This is a genomic window from Xanthomonas vasicola pv. musacearum NCPPB 4379, assembly GCF_000277895.2.
Classification (GTDB): Bacteria; Pseudomonadota; Gammaproteobacteria; order Xanthomonadales; family Xanthomonadaceae; genus Xanthomonas; species Xanthomonas vasicola.
Genome location: NZ_CP034655.1, coordinates 2,337,508 through 2,355,441, shown reverse-complemented (window position 1 = coordinate 2,355,441; position 17,934 = coordinate 2,337,508). Strand labels below are relative to the sequence as shown.

The following is a 17,934-nucleotide window of genomic DNA, read 5'->3' as shown; positions in this document are numbered from 1 at the left end:
GCGATGGCGATGTTGTCGATAAGCCCTAAGACAACAGCATCCACCATGCAGAGGGTGAAACGAATGCAACAACGTCTGCAGCGTCTTTGCTGATCACAAGGGGGCCTTTTCGTGATGCATCACGATTTCATCTCACGGGCGCGCATGCGCAGATCCGCAAGCAATGCCAGCGCAGTGTCGGCCTCGCTATTGGCGAAGGCATAGTGCAACGAGTCGATAGTCGCAGCGATGGAAACCTCTTTCTCGGACTGGCCGAGATAGGCCATAGATTCTTGCTTGCGCTTGCGCCGATAGTCCCTTGCACGCTCGGCGGCGCTCATGGCCTCGCCGTAGTTGAGTGGCCTGCCCTGCTTGCGCGGAAGCTGCATTTCTAAGGTGCCGGGGTCTTTTCGTCACGCATCACATTACGCCTTGTTCTTGGCTTCGCAGCGCGAGGCAGCGAACCAGCGGAACCGGTGAAACTGCCGCCCTTGGCCTGTGGCGACTCTGGGAATGTGCCATGTGTTCGTATCGCCTTGCCGACCACGCTGCCAGGGTTGGCGTGTTGCCCGGCCATTGGCTGCTGTGGCTGCGATCGTTGTTGCTGTTGCTGGCCACCCTGCCCGTGCGGCCATAGGGGTGGTATGGAGCGCCGTGACGGGCCACCGTGCGGCACTGCGGCTGGTCTAGCTCGTATCGGGTGCCCTGCTCGGTGAAACAGCTGCACGAGGCTTCCTGCATGCGGCCGGCAGCATCGCGCCCAGTGAGCGAGGACATGCAGTACCGCTCGGGGTCGGCGGTGACTTCGCGCTGATCGTAGGCGGGCGCGGTCCAGGGCATCGAGCCGAATCGGGGTTCGTGGAGCCTCGCATATTCAGTGCGCGTTCCGAAGTTGCGTCGTGATCCGACCAATCCACCGCCCCTGCCGGCCGATACTGCGCGCAATGTCGTGCTGGTGCATGGCGCCTTTGCCGATGGTTCCGGCTGGCGCAATGTCTATGACCGCTTGGTCAAGCGGGGCTACCACGTCACCATCGTGCAGAACCCGCTCACGTCACTTGCCGACGACGTCGCTGCCACCCGCACCGCGCTCGATCAGCAGGACAACCGACGGTGTTGGTTGGGCACGCCGGGGCGACACGCTGATTAGCGCAGCCGGCGTGCACGACAAGATGGTTGGCCTGGTCTACGTTTCTGCACTCGCGCCCGATGCCGGCGAGACCACCGCGCAGTTGTACCAGGGCTTCGCTCCCACGCCTGAGTTCGTCATCGACACCCGACCCGACGGCTTCGGCTTCGTGCGTCCTGCCAACTTCAAGGCCGGCTTCGCCAGTGATGTCAGCGATGCCGATGCAGCGTTCATGGCCGCGCCCCAGGTGCCGATCAAGATGGCCGCATTCGGCGAGCGTCTGCAACACGCAGCCTGGAAGACCAAGCCGAGCTGGGCGGTGATCGCCACCGAAGACAAGGCCTTCGATCAGGCCATGTTGCTGCACATGGCCAACGTATCGGCGCGGACATCATTACCGTGCCGGGAAGCCACGCTGTTCATCGCGCAGTCCCAAACCGTGTCCGATGTGATCGACCGCGCTGCGCGCGCCGCTGCGACAGAAGCCAAGTCCAGGTCCACACCAGCACGGAGGCCGGCTGACGCTGCTTGAAGTAGCCAACGGTACCGTCGCCGTCCACCGGCGACGGTTACCCGTAGCGAAAGCAGGCTCTACAATAAATCTTTCAGAAGACATCGTTGTCGGATCTGACGTGCGTGCTAGGCACCGGCGCCACGCTGGCGTCTTGCAGAGCGAGCGGCTGGTCACAAGACCGAGAAAAAGTCGTTGTCCACTACCCAGCAGATCGCGCAGACACGCTTGTCGACATGGCTAGGCGAGACAAAAACCTCCTAGCATCTCGCATGACGATGCTGTCTCCTCGACGGCGCACCGTTGCACCCCGCGCATGGACGCAATTCCCCCAGACGATCGATGCGGTCATCCCCAACCGGTCGACACTCGGGATCTGTCCGCGAAGGCGGTCATGCCGGAATTGAGAGTAGATGATCAAGCCGCATTCCCGTTCCCCCTCCCCGCCTTCCTCCTCCGACGCATCCACGCCCCGCTCCGCCCCAGTCGCCAAGGTGCTGGTGGTGGATGACGACCAGGCCATGGCTCAAGTGGTCATGGGCCATATCCGTTCGCATGGCATGGAAGCCTTTGTCGCCACCAACAGCAGCGAACTGGCCGAGGCGCTGCGTCGGCGCGAGCCGGACATTCTGCTGCTGGACCTGATGCTCAAACATGAAGATGGTCTGGACTTGTTGCGCGCCTTGCGCAAGGAATCTGATATCCCGGTGATCATCATGACCGGCCATCGCCGCGACGAAATCGATCGCGTGGTGGGGCTGGAACTGGGCGCCGACGACTACCTGCCCAAGCCATTCGGGTTGCATGAACTGACTGCACGGATCCGCGCCGTATTGCGCCGCCATATTGCCTACAAGGTGGCAGCGGCACGCGGTGCGGGCGAAGGTCGCGTGCGCTTCGATGCCTGGGAATTCGATTTGCAGGCCCGCACGGTGGGGCGCACAGGCGCGCCTGCCATTCCGCTGACCAAGGGCGAATACGCGTTGCTGCGCGCCTTTGTCGATGCACCGGGACGACCACTGAGCCGCGAGCACTTGATGCGTGCCACGCGTCTGCATGAGGACGTGTTCGACCGCAGTATCGACGTGCAGATCCTGCGCCTGCGCCGCAAGCTGGAGCAGGACCCGCGCGAGCCGACGCTGATCGTGACCCAGCGCGGCGCCGGTTATGTCTTCACGCCGTCGGTCGAGCACGCTCGATGACGCAACCGCCAGCGCCGGCTCGGCCAGACCATCGCAAGCAGCGCTGGTCGCCGGTGGCGATCATGAAGGTCGCGTTCGCTTCCGCAGCATTTCTCGCGATGCCGTCCATGCCGGCGATTGGCATCGCGGCCGCGTCGCAGCGCCCTAACGAGCCCATCCGTGCCATCCAGCCAGCAACCGGCCTGGAGAGCCGTAAGGTCGCGCTGGGCGCGCTGCTGTTCGACGATCGCCGGCTATCGGGCGACAACAGCGTCGCCTGCACGTCTTGTCATCGCCTGGCCAGCAACGGTGCCGCTGCCGATGCGATTACCCGGATGCCCGGGCGCGCGCCGCCGACGTTCAATACACCGACCGTCTTCAATGCCACAGCGAACTTTCGCCTGGGCTGGCGCGGCAACTTCCGCAGTCTGGAAGCGCAAACGGCTTCACTGCTCGAAAACCCAAGCGTCATGCAGGCCGATATCGCGACGTTGGTCCGACGGCTGCAACAAGACACGGTGCTCAGTCAGCGCTTTCGCGCGGCCTATGGCAGGCCACCGGATCGCGCCGCGCTGTTCGATGCCATCGCCAGTTGCGAACGCTCGCTGGTCACGCCGGGCAGTCGCTTTGACCTCTGGCTGCAAGGCAGCGACACCGCATTGAGCGCGCAAGAGTTACGCGGCTACCGCACCTTCAAGTCGATCGGTTGCATTTCCTGCCACCAAGGCGTCAACGTGGGCGGCAATCTGTTCCAGCGCAGCGGCATTTTCGCTCCCGTCGCACGGGATGGCACCCCGATTCTGCGGGTTCCTAGCCTGCGTAACGTTGCCACGACCGCCCCATACTTCCACGACGGCAGTGCCAGTACGCTGCCCCAGGCGATCAAGGCGATGGGCACCGCTCAACTTGGTGTCGCACTGAGCCCTGCGGATGTTGCCGATATCGCTGCGTTTCTGAATACATTGACCGGCAAGCACCAGGGTCGGCAACTGACGGCGCCCCAACCATGAGGTGGGCGACGATTCTCAGCGCCGTGCTGCTGGCGGGGCTGATCTTCTTCAGTCTGTGCATGGCGGCACTGGATCGCGACACGCAGCGTTATGGTCACGCGCTGGACGCACTCGACGCACTGGACATGGCCGATACCAATCTCGACAACGACGTGCTGAAGGCACGCATTGGCCTGTTGCGCGACTACGACTCGCTGGTGACCGGCGATGCCCACGCACGCGACACCCTGCAGCACCTGCGCCAGCTGGCCGATCACGACCCTGCGTTGTTTCAGGCCATCGCCGCGCTGGACGCCGACTACACGGAGAAATCGCTGCAGCGGGAATTATTCAAATCGCAGAATGCGCTGCTGTCCAACTCGCTGGCCTACTTCTGGAGCGAGAGCAGCGCGCAGATCCGGCAAGGCGACGATCCCGCTGCGGCACGCGCAGCGGGCATGCTGGCAAGCGCCGTGCAACGCCTGAGTCTGGATACGACCGGCGATGCGGTCGCACTGGCACGCCGGCGCCTGGACGAAGCGGCACAACGCACGACCAGCGTGCCGCTGCTGCCGCATGGACGCATGTTGCTGAAGCTGCTGCCGGAGACCGATACCACCATCCGCCGCATGCGCCCGATCGCTTCGTTGGCCTCGTATAAACAGCTCAAGACGTATCTGCAGAAACAGCATGCCAGCCAGCAGGCCACCGCGCGCCAGGTCCGCTTCCTGTTGCTGGGATTGGCCGTCGTCATGTTGGGCGCCTTGCTGTACCTAGCCAAGTTGCTGCGGCAACGCGCGCGGGTATTGCGTCGACGCGCGGAGTTCGACCGTTTGATGGTTGCGGTGTCGCGCCGTCTGGTGGCCAATGATCGCCAGCACCTGGACTCTGGCATCGAGGCCGGCCTGATGCGGTTAGCGAAGTGGGCGAAGCTGCCGAGTGCCCACCTCGGTGTGGTCTCCGTCGGCACTGACGCGCGGATCTGGCCCGATCCGCAGGACGAGGCCTTCCGCGCCACGCTTGCCGCAGTGGCCGCCGCCCGACCAGTCGCCGCCAGCGATGTACTGATCGTCCACGTCGATGGCACCGTTGAGGTGTTAGGCAACCCCGAACGCGTGCGCGGCGCGCAGTGGCTATGCTTGCGGCAACACTCCGAAGCCGCGACGGTTGCACTGCTGTGCTTGCGGCTGCCGCCACTTTCCGCGCGTCGTGATCGTGGCCTGGCGGCACCGGCCGAACTTTTGCCGCAGTTGCACATCGCGCTTGACACCTTGTTCGATGCACTGGAGCGGCGGCGACTCGAAGACGAAGCCCTGGCGCTGGAACATCGCCTGGAACTGGCCCGACGGATGGAAACGTTGGGGACAATGGCCAGCGGCATTTCGCACAACTTCAACAACATCGTCGGCGCGATTCGTGGCAATGCCGAGATCGCCCTGTCCAAACTGGATCCGCACTCGCCGGCATCGGAGCACCTGCTCGAGATTAGCCACACCACTGCGCACGCTTACGATCTGATCGAATCCATCCTCAGTTTCGGGCGGGTGCAGAATTACAACGTACAGCCGGTTGAGTTGAACGTCTTGCTACAAGGCGCAGTTTCGCTGCTATCGGTGTCGCTGCCATCGACCGTCACGATCGACCTGCAGCAGGAGCAGGAGCCACTGCACGCGATGGGCAATCCAGCGCAACTGCAGCAGGTCATCCTCAATCTGGCCAGCAACGCCGCGCAGGCGATGGACATGCGCGGGACGGTCACGATTCAACTGTCGGCCGCCAAGGGCAGCACAGCCCACGGCACGCCCGGTCGCATCGCGCAGCTGCGTGTTAGCGACCACGGCATCGGCATTCCTCCAGACCGACTGGATCGCATCTTCGATCTATTTTTTACCACCCGCAATGGCGGCACCGGGCTGGGATTGGCGACGGTTCGCAAGATCATCGACAACCACGAAGGGCAGATCGAGGTGGACAGCGCGCTGGGTGTCGGCACGACCTTCGTGGTCGAGCTACCACTGCGCACAGGCATTGCAGCAGCCCACCAGGCCGTGCCCTTGCCGAAGACGCGCTCGCGGCATGCGAGCTTGCTGCTGCTGTGCGACGACGCGGCCGAGCTCGACCGCCTGGAAGAAATGCTGGCCGCATTGGGACACGAACCGGTCGGCTTATTGGAGCTGCCGGCAGCCGTCGCGATGGCAACTTCCGACCCGATGCGCTTCGATGGTGTGCTGCTCAAGCGCGACCGTGCCGGCGATGCCGAACGCGCGATCGACGCGCTGCATGCCGCTGCGCCGAAGCTGCCGTTGATCCTCGCCACGCGTGCGGTGAGCCTGGCGACACGGAAGGGTCTGGGCGGCGCCATCACCGAAATCATTGTGCAGCCGTTCGATCTTGGCGCGCTGGCGATTGCGCTGGAACGTGCGCTGGGTCGCACGCTGGACATGACAACGCAGGATGAAGGCACGCCTGCTCTGTGACAAATGAAACACAGTCGCCGCAGATCGACACCGGAACGTAGCGCGGGCTGCCTAGCGTAGCGGATGCCCAGGCGCAGCAGGCCGCCTGCATTCCACTAAGAGCGATCCACGACATGAATATCCGACCAAGCGACTTACCTCTATTGGTGTCCCTCGACGCATTGCTTGAGCTGAAGAACGTCACCCATGCTGCGCAGCGATTGCATATGAGCCAGCCGGCACTGTCCTCGCAACTCGCACGACTCCGCGTGCTGTTCAAGGATCCGCTGTTGATGCCCTCGGACACCGGCCGCGGCATGGTGGCCACGCCTCGCGCGGATCAACTGGCTTCGCCACTGCGCGAAGCGATCGGCAAACTGAGCCTGCTCGGCAAGGACAGCGCGTTCGATCCAGCGACGTCGTCGGCGAGCTTCCGGATCGCAGCCGCTGCCGATGCGATCGGCACCTTGGGTGCGGGATTGGCAGGATTGATCCAGGCCCAGGGCAATCCGAAGATGCGTTTGGAGTTCGTGCATGTGAGTTCCGACACGAGCCTGGACGCGTTCGAAAACGGCGAGTTGGATCTGCTGATCGATCACGCGCAAGCGGTTCCCGACGCGCTGCGTTTGCGCCGTTTACGCGACGAACGCTACGTGCTGGTGCAGCGCCATGGCCATCCGCGCGGCACCGCGGCGCTGAGCGCATCGAGCTACAGCCGTCTGGCGCATGTGCAGGTAGCGCACGCACAGGCCTGTAACCTCGCCATCGATGCGCAACTGCGGCACCTGGGACACACCCGGCAGATCGCGGTGACCGTCTCGCAGTGCGCCACTGCGCGCGACATCGTACTCGGCACCGATATGGTCGCCACTATGCCGGCAACGCTTGCAGCAGAGCGCGGGCATGCACCGCTGGACTGCTTCGAACTGCCTTTCCCGCTGCCGGACATGGCGCTGGCGATGGCCTGGCATCGACGCAACGATGCCCATGCTGCACATCGCTGGTTGCGCGAGCGTGTGCTGGAACTTCTCGTTCCAGAAGCGCCGACCGCAGCGGCGCCGCCCGCAGCGCGAAGCACTGCCGGCCGTGCCGATCTCGTGCTATCGGTTTCGTGAGCCGCGCCATGCAGATCGACAACGAACCGTTGCTGCAACCGGTCGACGAACAGGTGCCGTCCGGTCCGAACCTTGAATACACCCCGGAGTTCCAGAGCCTGGAAGAACTTGCACGACCGCGTCAGGAGCGCGCCTTGGGCGCTGGCGTGCTTCTGCCCGACGCGCCGCAATGGCGCCAGGTCGCCGAGAGCGCCGAATACTTGCTAGTACGCTCCAAGGACTTGCGGCTGGGCATCTTGCTGAGCATCGCCCGCTTGCACCAGGATGGTCTGGTGGGCTGGTCCAGCGGCGTCGGCCTGCTCCGACAACTGCTGGAGCAGTTCTGGGGCGACGTCCATCCTCATCTGGATGCCGATGAGGACAACGACCCGACCGAACGCGTCAACGCCATTGCTGCGTTGGCCGACAGCGAGCGCACGCTGACGCAGCTACGCAACGTGCGCCTATTCAAGGGACTGCATCCAGGACATTTCTCGCTGCGCGATCTGCGCATCGTGCAAGGCACGCTCAAGCTCGCTGCGGAGGACGCGAGCGAGATGCCAGAGCCTGCCGCCATCGATGCCTGCCTGCGCGACTGCCCGCTGGAGGCGTTGCTTGATCTGGACGCGGCCCTGGCCGCAGCGCAAGAAGACCTTGCCGCAATTGCCGGGGTGTTCGCCGAGCGCACTCCGGGACACGGTCCGGAGCTTGCGCCGCTCACGCAGGATCTTGGCGAGCTGCGTGCGTTCCTGCGGCCCTATGTGTCCGAACGTTCCGGATCCCCGGCCGAGCCGACCGAACATGCGGCATCGGGCGCCGACAATGTCACTACATCGGCGCCACGCGCGCACGCCGTGGAGCATCCGGACGACGTTCGCCGCATGCTCGACCAGCTCTGCGATTACTACGCACGGCGAGAGCCTTCCAGCCCGGTGCCGTTACTGTTGCGGCGCGCACAACGCCTGGTCGGCCTGGATTTTGCCGCACTGATGCGCGACCTGGCGCCGCGCGGGATCGAGGAGCTGCAGGTCGTGTCAGGCCAGGACCATACCGACTAGAGCAGCCAACACAACGACTGCGTAGTCGCCGATCGGGTGCGGCCGGTGCCCGGAATCGGCATGTAGCACGCGTGCACTCCGGTTCTTGTGCGCCGTCCACGCCCACTTGGCGGTGACTGGCTACGTTGTGTTTGCCGCGCGTGGTCTCCGTTGCCGGCCTGCTCGGCCGGCATCACAGCGCTGCGATGCCGTTCCAGTACACCCAGGCCGCGCCGGCCAGCATCACCGCTGCCCATAAGCGTAGTGTCCACGAGCGCAGGGCCGCCTGCAGGGCAGTCGGCGGCTCGCGGTCGCGTCGCACCGTCACGATCGGGGTGGGCAAGGCGTGCGGCGCTGCGACGCGTCGGCGGCGCGCAGTTGGCGCACCGGCCGAGCGCGCGATCGATTGCAGCAATTGCAGACGACGGCGCCGATATTCGGCCGGGTCCAGGCGTCGCTCCGCCTGTGCTGTGTTCAAATTCTGCAGGACCAGGTTGGCCTGCGTCTCCCAGTCGTTCATTCCACGTCTCTCACCAGGCGTGCACCGATGCGGCGCGCTGCGTCGCCGTTGGAACTCACCGCGCCGGGACCGGCACAGGCAGCAACGCCGCGCTGGCTGCCGCGCACGGCCACGCCCTCGCCTTCCTGGACCCACTCGGCGATGCCGCCGACCATGTCGAGCAGTCCCCAACTATTGGATACCGTCGCTGTGCAGCCGTCCTCGCCGGCACGCGCCGCGCGCAGCCACTCGGCATCGCGCGGCAGCCGATAGGCACGGCCGCTGGCGCTGCTCAGCCAAGCGGCGTAATCGCGGATCAAGGCAGCGCTGACCTTGTCCACGGGCGCCGACTTGCGCGTCCAGCGCGACACACGGCAGCGCTGGGTGTCGGCGCAGAACAGCGCGAAGTCGGCCACGCTGATCTCCCGGCGCATCATCGCCAGTGCGCGTCCAGGCTTGGATAGCACTACCAGCTCCGGGCCGCGGCCGTGTTTGCCCAGATCATCGCTGCAGGTAGCAGCGCCACCGGACGGAGCGGAGATACGGCAGGGATCGCTCGGCTTGGCCGGTGGTGCGGGCAGAACCGCCACCGGTTCCAGTTTCGGCAGCAGTGCGGCGGCATAGGAGACGCGTTGTCTGGCGGACTTGGCGACATCGCTCTGGAAGGCTCGGAAGCCGTCATCGTCCTGCGCTTGCAGGGCCATCTTGCGCTCGCGCAGACGCTGCAGCACCGACGGCGCAGGGAGCGCAGTGCCGAGCTGTTCCAGTTCTATCGCCAACCGGTAACGGCCCAGCGCCTGACGCAGGCGTGGAGTGTCCTGGGCATCAAGTCCCTGCCCGATGACGACGCTGGCCTCTTTCCACCGCCCATCGCGGCACAGGGAACGCGCAAGCCCCAGGTAAGCATCGGTCAGCCGCTGTGCGCCTTCGCTGCGCAGGAACGGATGCTGCGGGCTGCTGGCCGCAATTTGCGCCAACTGCCGCTTCACCTTGGCGACGTCATTGGCGGCGGTCGCGGCGCGCACCGACTCGATGCGCGTGGCGATCTGCGCGGCAAGCTGCGCCTGCGCCTCCTCTACCAACGGCGCTGGCGGAGCGGACGGCGTGGATGCGGTGACAGTTGCCGCGTCGAGCTCGTGTGCGCACTCTCGCAGCAGAGGGGATTGCGGGAAGACGCGGCGCCCGGTGTCCAGCCAGCGGCGCGCTTCGTTGATACGATCTGCGGTGAGCGCATCGGCGCAGCCGCGGCGGTAGCGCAACTCGAGTTCGGCATGCCGCAGCAATCCGCTGTCCGGCGCCAGGCGACGCACGCGATCGAGTAGCCCCACCACATTGCCGGGTTGATCCTCGAACAGTGCCCCGGCGGCGATCGCGCCCGTCAATGCGGTGTCCAGACCGTTGAGCAGACGATCGCGCTCCTGCTCCATGGCGCTGCGGCGTGCATCCAGGCGTGGCGAGAACAGCTTCCACTGGTCGCGTAAGCTGAGGATGCGCTGTGCGCCCACATAGTCTTCGCGGCCAAGCGCCGGCTGCCAATAGTGGTCCAGGCGCCTCAGCAGGAACGCTTCGATGGTGCTGCTGCGGTCGAGGATCAAGCGCCGGCGGTCGTCTTCCCCGAGCGCCCACAACGCTGCCCGCGCATGGGCTTCATGCGCGAACCGGTTCGGCGCTTGTGGCGAGAAGCGCTTGAGCACTCCAGCGACCTTCTCGCGTTGCGCATGCGCCTGCATCCACACGGTCGCCCCGACGCCGCACGCCAACAGCAGAACGCCTGCCAGCAGGTAAGGCACTACGCGCTCGCTGCGGCTACGCGGACGCAGTTGCTCTAGCAAAACCGTCATCGTCGGTCGTGCCGCGGCCTCGAACGCCAAGCTGCTACGCAGCCCGCGATTCTGCCGGCGGCTCAGCTTTGGCAGCGGTGCCACACGCAGCTGCTGCGCCTGCGCCTGCGCCGCCGATTGCTTGGCAAAGGGATGGCGGCCGGACAGCAGTTCGTACACCACGCAGCCGAACGCATAGACATCGTCGGCGAACGCCGGCTCGTCGCCGCGCAGCATTTCCATGCTGGCGTAGGCGGGGGTCAGCGCGCCCAGCGTGGCGGCGTCGAACACCGTGCGGTCATCGCTGGATTCGGCGCCTGCCAGTTTCGCCGCGCGGGCAATGCCGAAGTCGAACACCTTGGCGAGGTTTCCTGCGCCGACCATGACGTTGCCCGGCTTGAAGTCCGAATGCACGATACCGGCGGCGTGCGCACGTTGCAGGGCGCGCCCCATACCCTCGATCACTGGCCAGGCTTCGGCAAGCGGCATGCCCTCGCCTAACCGGCTGCGGATCAGCCCACGCAGGTCGTCGCCCTCGATGTACTCCATCGTCATGAACACGATGGCACCGTCTTTGTCGAAGTCGTAGACCCGCACGATATGGTCGTGCGCCAGGCTCTGCGCGCGGCGCGATTCGCGCTGCAATGCGATCAGCGAATCCGGATGACGGCGAAAGTCATCGTTGAGTACCTTGATTGCGATGTAAGGATGACGGTCGCGCGCCTCGACCTTGCGCTCGTCGCGCGCCAGATAGACCACACCCATGCCGCCGCGGCCGATTTCGCGCACCAGCAAGAAGCGCGCTTTGAGCAGCATGCCTACGCCGACCTGCGCGTCCCCCTGCAGCTGCGCCACGCGCCGCCAGCTTGAGGCGCCGGCGCTGTCGTCGGCGTGTAGCGACGGGTTGACCCGGGTCGCCGCCTCTGCAGGCACATGCGCAGCGTGCTGCTGGGTGAGCGGCGCGAGGCGGGTAACGTCATCGTCGCTGGTGGCGGGCCGTGGCGGGGCCTCGGTGAGCTCGCGCGCGGGCTGCACGCGGGTACGGTCGTCGTCTGGCGGCGCGCGGCCAGCCGTGTCGTCGTCGCGAGTGTTCATAGCGCTGTTTTCCGTGCGGCCAGGCGCAAGGCCACGGCCGAAATGTTGTCGCGCCCAGCACGGCTAAGCGCGGTGTCGAACAGGCGCGCCAGCAGCGCCGACGGCTGGCGCTCGCGCCGGCAGTGGGTGGCGATCTCGTCGTCGCTGAGTTCCTTGTTGATCCCATCCGAACACAGCAGAAAGTGCTGGCCGGGCCGGCGCGCGCATACCGTCCAATCCACATACAGCGCGTCGTCGGCGCCGATCGCGCGGGTGAGCGCGCCACCGGCGTGTTGCGCTCGCCCCACCTGTGTCAGATCGTCCTTGTCGCCGGCCACATGGTCGCGGTTCAGCAACTGCAGCCGACCCTCTTCGAAGGCATAGGCGCGGCTATCGCCCACCCAACCGCACATCAGCATGTCGTGGTCGTGCACCAGCACTACTACGGTGCTGGCGATCACATCCACTCGCCGCGCGCGCGCCAATGTACGCAGTTGCTGGTTGACCTGGCTCAGCTGCGCGTCGATGGCATCGACGAAGCTGGCAAGGTCGCCGTCGCGCCGCAACCCGCCCAGTGCATCGACGACCATGCGACTGGCGAGATCGCCGGCGCTGTGGCCGCCCAGTCCATCGGCCACTGCCCACAGGCCGAGATCGTCGCGCAGCAGAATCGCATCCTCGTTCTGGCGACGGACATTGCCCTGCTCGGTACGACCGGCGGACACGTAAGACGCGCTCATTGCAGTGCCTCTGCAAGACAGGCGCTAGGCGCATGCAAGGGGCCAAGCAGGTTCGGCGCATGACAGGCTGCAGGCCAGCCGGCAAGACGCATCCAGGCACCCGGCGCAGATCCTGTCATCGCCGTCCACCACAGGCTGCTGCCAGCGGTGATTGCACTAGCAGGCAACAGCGGCGACGCCGACATGGATGCGTCGTCGTGCGCGTGTTGGGCGAGCGCCACGCAGGCGCGGTCCAACCAGGCACCGTCCTGCTGTGGCTCTGCACCGATGTTGCACAACACCGTGTCGGCAGCATCCAGCCATGCGGGCAGACGCAAATGGGTCGGCATGGCGGCAGCTGTCGCGCCATCGGCATCGCTTGCAGGCAGCGCTGCGGCGATGACCAAGGGGAACGCGCGACCGACCCGATCGACGCTCGCCCGCATCGCCCCGACCCATGCGGCCGTACCCGCGAGGCCGGGCATCAGCACGAAGCGCCACACCGGTACGTGCTGCGCAGGCGTCGCGATCATTGCCGCGTTGGCAGACAACACGCCTTGCATTGCCACATGCCACGGGTCGACAAACGTTTCCGGCAAGCGGCGATGCACGAAATCGCCGACCGCGGGCAGCTTGCCGTAGAAACCCGGCGGGCGTTGCATGGCGCTCATGGGCAACTGAACCGCTGCACGGCCGACGCCGCAAAGGGATGCCGCAGGCTGGCCGGTTGTATGTCCACGCGCACGCTGTTGCCGCCCAGCGCGAGGCTGGCGGTGTAATCCAAATCGCCGCTGCGGTGCAGCCGCCCGGCCTGTAATGCGCGAAACCATGCCCAAGCACCGCGGTACTCGATCACTGGCAGCGCTTGCCCACTGGCATCCCACGCAGCAATACGGACCTGGCCCGGACGCGGGCCGGGCCAGGTCATCGACTGGGTGGCACGCGTGCCGTCGCGCACTTCCAGGGTTTGCCCATCTACCTCTAGCTGCAGCCGGCTGATCGCCGCTTGCGGCGGTACGGAGACGGTGAACGCGACCTGCGGCTGCGCACCGCCGCCCGCGAAGAATGCTTGCTTGATCTCGTCCGCAAGTTGCGCGCGTGCCAGCACATCGTCTGCGCCAACCGCAGCCATACCAGCGTTCCATTGCCAGCGCGGCCCGCTGGTATCGACCTTGCCGAGCAACGCCTGTTGCGCGAACCGGTCCATACGCCCGCCCGGTGCGAACAGTTCGGCGAAATCGCGCAACGGGATCTCGTTGTTGCTGCCCGGCACGAATGGGAAGCGCCCGCTCACCAGCAGCGCGCACTCACGCCGGGCGGCTTGCCGTTGCGCGTTACGCAATGCCTCGCCGGCGCTGCTGGCGGTTAATTCGCGACCACGACCGGACAAGGTCGCCATCCAGTTGCCCAGCGGCGGCGGCAGCTGTTCGGCCTGCTGCGCGGCGATCAGCAACGCCGGGTCGTTCTGGTCGGCCGCGACGCCAGCGGCGGCTCCCAACAGCGTGCGGCTCATCTGGGTCAGCGCGGCCAGGGTTTCGTCCAGCGCACTGGCGCCCGGCCCACCATCGAGCAAGCGATTGAGCGGTTCGAAATGGCGTTCGATCGGTTCGGCTGCCACATCCGGCTCGGCCGCAGCAGCAGTGTCCGCGGCAGTTGCAGCACCCGCGCCAGCCTTCGCTGCAGGCGTGCGCCCCAGTGCGTGGGTGTGCTCGCGCAGCAATACCAGCAACGCCTTCAGTGGCGACGCCGGTCCGCCCAGCTTGGCGGCCACCGCACTCGCCTGCCCGGTCTGCGCGACGGGCCGCAGCACCAGGTCGGCCAGCAGGGTGTCCCAGGCGGCGATGTAGTCGCGCTGATACAACGCCAACACCTCGCGCTCCAGTTGCGAGCGCGCCAGCGGGTCCAGCGGTGCCGTGCCCAGCACCCAATCGTCGGCGAGAAACTGCTGCACGCCACGCGCGATGCCACCGCCGGTCTGCGCCTGGAACGCCTGGCGGGTGAAGAGCGGCGGCAACGGCGCAGACAACGGCAGGCCACTGCGGCGTTCGAAGACATCGCCCAGCAGGCCCAGGCGGCGATCCAGGCGTGGGGCTTGGCCAGCATCGACGCCGGGTTGCGTCAGCTTGAGGCCACCGTAGACCAGTGCCGGCAGTTCGGCGGTTCGCAGGCTGGCTCGCGTCTGTTCGATCTGCTGCCGATCCAGCGCAAGCGCACGCGCGCCGTCCACCGGACCCAGCAAGGCGCGCAGATGCCGGTTCAACCCCGCACGCACCGATGCATCGTCGGGAAATATCTGCCGCCAAACCGTGCCTGCCAGCGTGGCGAGATGCATTGCGTCACGGCGCGCGGGTTCGCCCAGCATCAGGTAACCCTTCAACAATGGATACAACCGTTGCGGATCGCTGCTGGACTGCTCCAGCTTGCGTCGCAGCGACTGCGCCAATGCCGGCAGCAACGCGCCATTGAGGTCGCGCAGATACGCTTCCTGCACATCGCGCGCCAACGCCGTGCCCTGGTGCAGCCCGAAACGTCGCGACCACGGAATCGACGCGCCCGGCGGCAGCGCCGCATCGCGCGCTTGCGCCAGCGCGTCGAAACGCTGCAAGGCCTTTGCATAGAAGGCAGCCTCGCCTGCATCGGCGGGCAGTGGGCCGGCAGGATAGGCATTGAGCGCGTCGCGCACCTCGCCGATCAGCCGCACGTTGCGGGCATAGCTGCCGGCCATGCCCGACAGCACGCCCAGGGTGGTGGCGGTCAACACCGCCCAGCAGGCCAGCTGCAGCAACCGACGGCGCTGCGCGCTGCCGGGTTGGCTGCCGGCCAGTCCCGCCTCGGCGAAGACCACGTCGTTGAGCAGGCGTGGCAGGAAGTAACTGCGTGGCGCGCTGCTGACGGGCGGCAGACCGGCGGCGGCGACACCGAAGTGTCGCGCCACTGCCGAGATCACGCGGTCGATCGGATGGCCTTGCTGCGTCCCCGAACTCAGATAGACACCACGCAGCCACGGCTGGCCGGCATAGCCATGGCGACCGAAGGCGGTCTGCACGAAGTCCATCAGCGCTGGCTGCAGCAACCGCAATTGCTGCGGAAAGGGCAGCACCGCCGCACGCTCGCGCGCATCACGTGCCCGCTGCAGGCGCTCCAGCACGCGCTGATCGATGCGCTCCATCAGGCGTTCGAGCTCGGTGGGAAATAGCGTCAACGGATCGGTGTCACCGGCGGCCTGCGCCTGTGGGAACGACATACCCCACACCTGCGCGCGGCCGATGGCATCCAGATCGGCGAAGAACTCGGCAAATCCGGACACCAGGTCGCATTTGGTCACGACCAGGTAGACCGGCACGCGGGCACGCAGTTTGTCGACCAGTTCGTCCAGCCGATGACGCACCGCGCGTGCATGTGACAGACCGGCATCGCCATCGAGCTCCAGCAGCTCGGCCACGCTCACGGTCACTATGACGCCGTTCAATGGCTGCCGACGGTGCCGCCGCAGCAGGTCCAGAAAGCCGTGCCAGGCACCGGCATCGGCGATGGCGTCCGAATCCTGGGTGGTATAGCGCCCGGCACTGTCGAGGAACACTGCTTGGTCGGCGAACCACCAATCGCAGTTACGCGTACCGCCGACACCTTCCAGTGCAGCGTGGTTGCCATGTTCCTTGAGTGGAAACTCCAGGCCCGAAGACTGCAGCAAGGTGCTCTTGCCGGAACCTGGCGCGCCGATCAGCAAATACCAGGGCAGCACGTGCAGGCCGGGACCGTTGCGACGGCGACGGCGCAGCACCGCCATGGCTTCGGTAAAGCGCGCACGCAGGCGGACCTGCTCCTGTGCTGCACGTGCGCGACTGTCGTTGCCGCTAGCGTCTTCGGCACTTGCTCCTTGCCCGACCAGTTCGCCGGCCAGATGTTGCTGCTTGGCGCTGTCGCGGCGCCAGCGCAGATAGCGCCACCCTGCCCACGCGAGGACCAGCACGGCCATGGCAAGCAGGCGCCCGCTCACGCTGGCAAACGGCTGCCAGCGGCCCAGGCTGAGGTAGGGTCCGCCGACCCACACGAGGACGGCCAACAAACTGAGGATGGCAGCGCTGGCGACGTATCGGACGCGCAGGAAATCGAGCACAAAGCGCATGGGTCAGGTCTCGGGAATCAACAGGATTTCGACGCGCCGATTGCGCGCACGGTTGCCGGGCAGCTGCGGCGGTAACGCAATGGGCTGGGAATCGCCCGCGCCGCTGGTCTGGACGCGGCGCGGGTCGCGCAAGCCGGCCGCCAACACGGCGCCCACGCTCTGGGCGCGGCGCGCCGACAAGGCGAAGTTGTCCTTGAAGCGCAGCGAGCGCACCGGCTGGTCGTCGGTATGTCCTACCACCACCACCCGCCCCGGCACCTGTTCCAGCGCCGCAGCAACGCGTTCGAGCAGGCGGGTCTGATCGGCATCCAACTCCGCGCTCCCGCTAGGGAACATGGACGCACTGGCCAGCCGCACCGTGCTGCGACCATCGCCCTCGGTCTGGACGGTCAGCCATCCTGCGCGTTGCTCGGCGGCCAGCAGCGGTGCAAGCGCTGCGGCGGTTGCGGGTGTGGCCGCCGCCGGGATCGGCAACGTCACCCGCTCCAGGCCGATGCGCGCCAACTGCGCGCTGATCGGCGCGGTCAGCGCATTGAGGCGTGCATGCAACCACACGAACGCCAGCAGCACGATGCACAGCGAGGCCAGCGTCGCGATCCACAGCGGCGTGGCCGCCGTATTGCGCAGCAACGGTGCCTGCGCGCCTTGCCAGTTGGGCGACAGCTCGGCAGGCGCCGGCAGGCGCTGGCGCTGGATGAGTTGGTACAGCTCGGCCTGGCGATCGGCCAGCCGCGCGCGCCCGCCCTGTTCCACCCGATAGCGACCGCCAAAGCCGAGCGCCAAGGCCAGATACAGCAGCTCCAGCAGGTCCAGGTGCCGCGCCGGATCGCGCGCCAGCCGATCGAGCAGGTCGAAGACCTTGGCGCCGCCATAGGTCTCGCCGTGGAAGGTCACCAGCAAGGTGCGCTGCGACCAGCCGCTGCCCTCGCCCCACGGCGCGGCCAGCACGGCTTCGTCCAGCAGCGTGCACAGCACATAGCGCGCGGCGATGCCGGTCTTGTCGTCGATGCCCTGTTGCCGCAGCTCCTGCTCGAAGCGCTGCAGGCGCGTGCTGCAGTGTTCGCGCAAGGTGGCGATGTCCGGCGTCTGCGTGGAGTGTCGCAACTGCACCGCCAGCAACAGCAGCGGCGTGGCGGCGCGCACCACCGCATTGCCCTGCATCGCGCCCGGCGCCGCACGCATGGCGGCATCCAGGTCGGGCGGTGGCACGGTGCGCGTCGTCGCCTGGCGAGCCGGCGTGGCGGCAGCGGCCCGCGGCGCCGGCGTCGCGCTGCGGACCACGGTGGCATCGTCGTCGTGTTTGTCGACCGTATTGCTCAT

General features: G+C 66.4%; 14 protein-coding genes and 1 other RNA gene. 8 read left to right on the top strand and 7 right to left on the bottom strand.

Annotation, left to right across the window (positions count from 1 at the left end; translation table 11 throughout):
- Positions 1-119: 119 nt before the first annotated feature.
- A complete protein-coding gene (locus KWO_RS10910; RefSeq protein WP_010373381.1) occupies positions 120-368 on the bottom strand; it encodes a hypothetical protein in 249 nt (82 codons plus the stop codon).
- Between the two features lie 488 nt (positions 369-856).
- On the opposite strand from KWO_RS10910, the gene KWO_RS22770 reads away from it, so the two are divergent.
- The 8 genes from KWO_RS22770 to KWO_RS10875 all read left to right on the top strand — a co-directional run bounded on the left by KWO_RS22770 (position 857) and on the right by KWO_RS10875 (position 8,533).
- Entirely contained in the window at positions 857-1,129 is a 273-nt protein-coding gene (locus KWO_RS22770) for a lipase family protein (RefSeq protein ID WP_200858647.1), read from the top strand.
- Positions 1,130-1,139: 10 nt separating this feature from the next.
- Positions 1,140-1,640, top strand: coding sequence for a hypothetical protein (locus tag KWO_RS22765; RefSeq protein WP_227479822.1), 501 nt, complete (start codon positions 1,140-1,142; stop codon positions 1,638-1,640).
- Positions 1,641-2,032: 392 nt separating this feature from the next.
- Positions 2,033-2,821 carry a response regulator gene (locus KWO_RS10900; RefSeq protein WP_026112487.1) on the top strand — a complete coding sequence of 263 codons (789 nt, stop codon included), beginning with the start codon at positions 2,033-2,035 and terminating at the stop codon, positions 2,819-2,821.
- Positions 2,818-3,810: a cytochrome-c peroxidase gene (locus tag KWO_RS10895; protein WP_010378691.1), complete on the top strand. Its 993-nt coding sequence runs from the start codon at positions 2,818-2,820 to the stop codon at positions 3,808-3,810. Before KWO_RS10900 ends, KWO_RS10895 begins: the two co-directional genes overlap by 4 nt.
- Positions 3,807-6,266, top strand: a complete 2,460-nt coding sequence (locus KWO_RS10890; RefSeq protein ID WP_019768488.1) for a two-component system VirA-like sensor kinase — start codon at positions 3,807-3,809, stop codon at positions 6,264-6,266. The genes KWO_RS10895 and KWO_RS10890 overlap by 4 nt, the downstream gene beginning before the upstream one ends.
- Positions 6,267-6,379: 113 nt before the next feature.
- Positions 6,380-7,360, top strand: a complete 981-nt coding sequence (locus KWO_RS10885; RefSeq protein WP_026112488.1) for a LysR family transcriptional regulator — start codon at positions 6,380-6,382, stop codon at positions 7,358-7,360.
- Between the two features lie 8 nt (positions 7,361-7,368).
- Positions 7,369-8,397: a type VI secretion system protein TssA gene (gene tssA / locus KWO_RS10880; protein WP_010373396.1), complete on the top strand. Its 1,029-nt coding sequence runs from the start codon at positions 7,369-7,371 to the stop codon at positions 8,395-8,397.
- 60 nt (positions 8,398-8,457) lie between these two features.
- Positions 8,458-8,533, top strand: a non-coding RNA gene (locus KWO_RS10875) — sX9 sRNA.
- 36 nt (positions 8,534-8,569) lie between these two features.
- On the opposite strand, the gene KWO_RS10870 is transcribed toward KWO_RS10875, so the two are convergent.
- From KWO_RS10870 to icmH, 6 genes are read right to left on the bottom strand one after another with little or no spacing between them, the layout of a single operon-like run.
- Positions 8,570-8,896 carry a hypothetical protein gene (locus tag KWO_RS10870; RefSeq protein WP_010373399.1) on the bottom strand — a complete coding sequence of 109 codons (327 nt, stop codon included), beginning with the start codon at positions 8,894-8,896 and terminating at the stop codon, positions 8,570-8,572.
- Positions 8,893-11,790 (bottom strand): bifunctional serine/threonine-protein kinase/formylglycine-generating enzyme family protein, encoded by a 2,898-nt coding sequence (locus tag KWO_RS10865; protein WP_010378684.1) that lies wholly within the window; start codon positions 11,788-11,790, stop codon positions 8,893-8,895. Before KWO_RS10865 ends, KWO_RS10870 begins: the two co-directional genes overlap by 4 nt.
- The gene (locus KWO_RS10860) at positions 11,787-12,509 is read right to left on the bottom strand and encodes a PP2C family protein-serine/threonine phosphatase (RefSeq protein ID WP_010378682.1); all 723 of its coding nucleotides are present in this window, start codon (positions 12,507-12,509) and stop codon (positions 11,787-11,789) included. Before KWO_RS10860 ends, KWO_RS10865 begins: the two co-directional genes overlap by 4 nt.
- On the bottom strand, positions 12,506-13,159 hold the full coding sequence (gene tagF, locus KWO_RS10855) for a type VI secretion system-associated protein TagF (protein WP_017113162.1): 654 nt from the start codon (positions 13,157-13,159) through the stop codon (positions 12,506-12,508). Before tagF ends, KWO_RS10860 begins: the two co-directional genes overlap by 4 nt.
- Positions 13,156-16,614: a type VI secretion system membrane subunit TssM gene (tssM, locus tag KWO_RS10850; RefSeq protein WP_017113161.1), complete on the bottom strand. Its 3,459-nt coding sequence runs from the start codon at positions 16,612-16,614 to the stop codon at positions 13,156-13,158. The genes tagF and tssM overlap by 4 nt, the downstream gene beginning before the upstream one ends.
- A 3-nt stretch (positions 16,615-16,617) precedes the next feature.
- Positions 16,618-17,934 (bottom strand): type IVB secretion system protein IcmH/DotU, encoded by a 1,317-nt coding sequence (gene icmH, locus KWO_RS10845; RefSeq protein WP_017113160.1) that lies wholly within the window; start codon positions 17,932-17,934, stop codon positions 16,618-16,620.

Coding starts and splice junctions, on each gene's coding strand:
- KWO_RS10910 (WP_010373381.1), bottom strand. CDS start 368: ATGCAGCTTCCGCGCAAGCAGGGCAGGCCACTCAACTACGGCGAGGCC.
- KWO_RS10900 (WP_026112487.1), top strand. CDS start 2,033: ATGATCAAGCCGCATTCCCGTTCCCCCTCCCCGCCTTCCTCCTCCGAC.
- KWO_RS10895 (WP_010378691.1), top strand. CDS start 2,818: ATGACGCAACCGCCAGCGCCGGCTCGGCCAGACCATCGCAAGCAGCGC.
- KWO_RS10890 (WP_019768488.1), top strand. CDS start 3,807: ATGAGGTGGGCGACGATTCTCAGCGCCGTGCTGCTGGCGGGGCTGATC.
- KWO_RS10885 (WP_026112488.1), top strand. CDS start 6,380: ATGAATATCCGACCAAGCGACTTACCTCTATTGGTGTCCCTCGACGCA.
- tssA (WP_010373396.1), top strand. CDS start 7,369: ATGCAGATCGACAACGAACCGTTGCTGCAACCGGTCGACGAACAGGTG.
- KWO_RS10870 (WP_010373399.1), bottom strand. CDS start 8,896: ATGAACGACTGGGAGACGCAGGCCAACCTGGTCCTGCAGAATTTGAAC.
- KWO_RS10865 (WP_010378684.1), bottom strand. CDS start 11,790: ATGAACACTCGCGACGACGACACGGCTGGCCGCGCGCCGCCAGACGAC.
- KWO_RS10860 (WP_010378682.1), bottom strand. CDS start 12,509: ATGAGCGCGTCTTACGTGTCCGCCGGTCGTACCGAGCAGGGCAATGTC.
- tagF (WP_017113162.1), bottom strand. CDS start 13,159: ATGAGCGCCATGCAACGCCCGCCGGGTTTCTACGGCAAGCTGCCCGCG.
- tssM (WP_017113161.1), bottom strand. CDS start 16,614: ATGCGCTTTGTGCTCGATTTCCTGCGCGTCCGATACGTCGCCAGCGCT.
- icmH (WP_017113160.1), bottom strand. CDS start 17,934: ATGAGCAATACGGTCGACAAACACGACGACGATGCCACCGTGGTCCGC.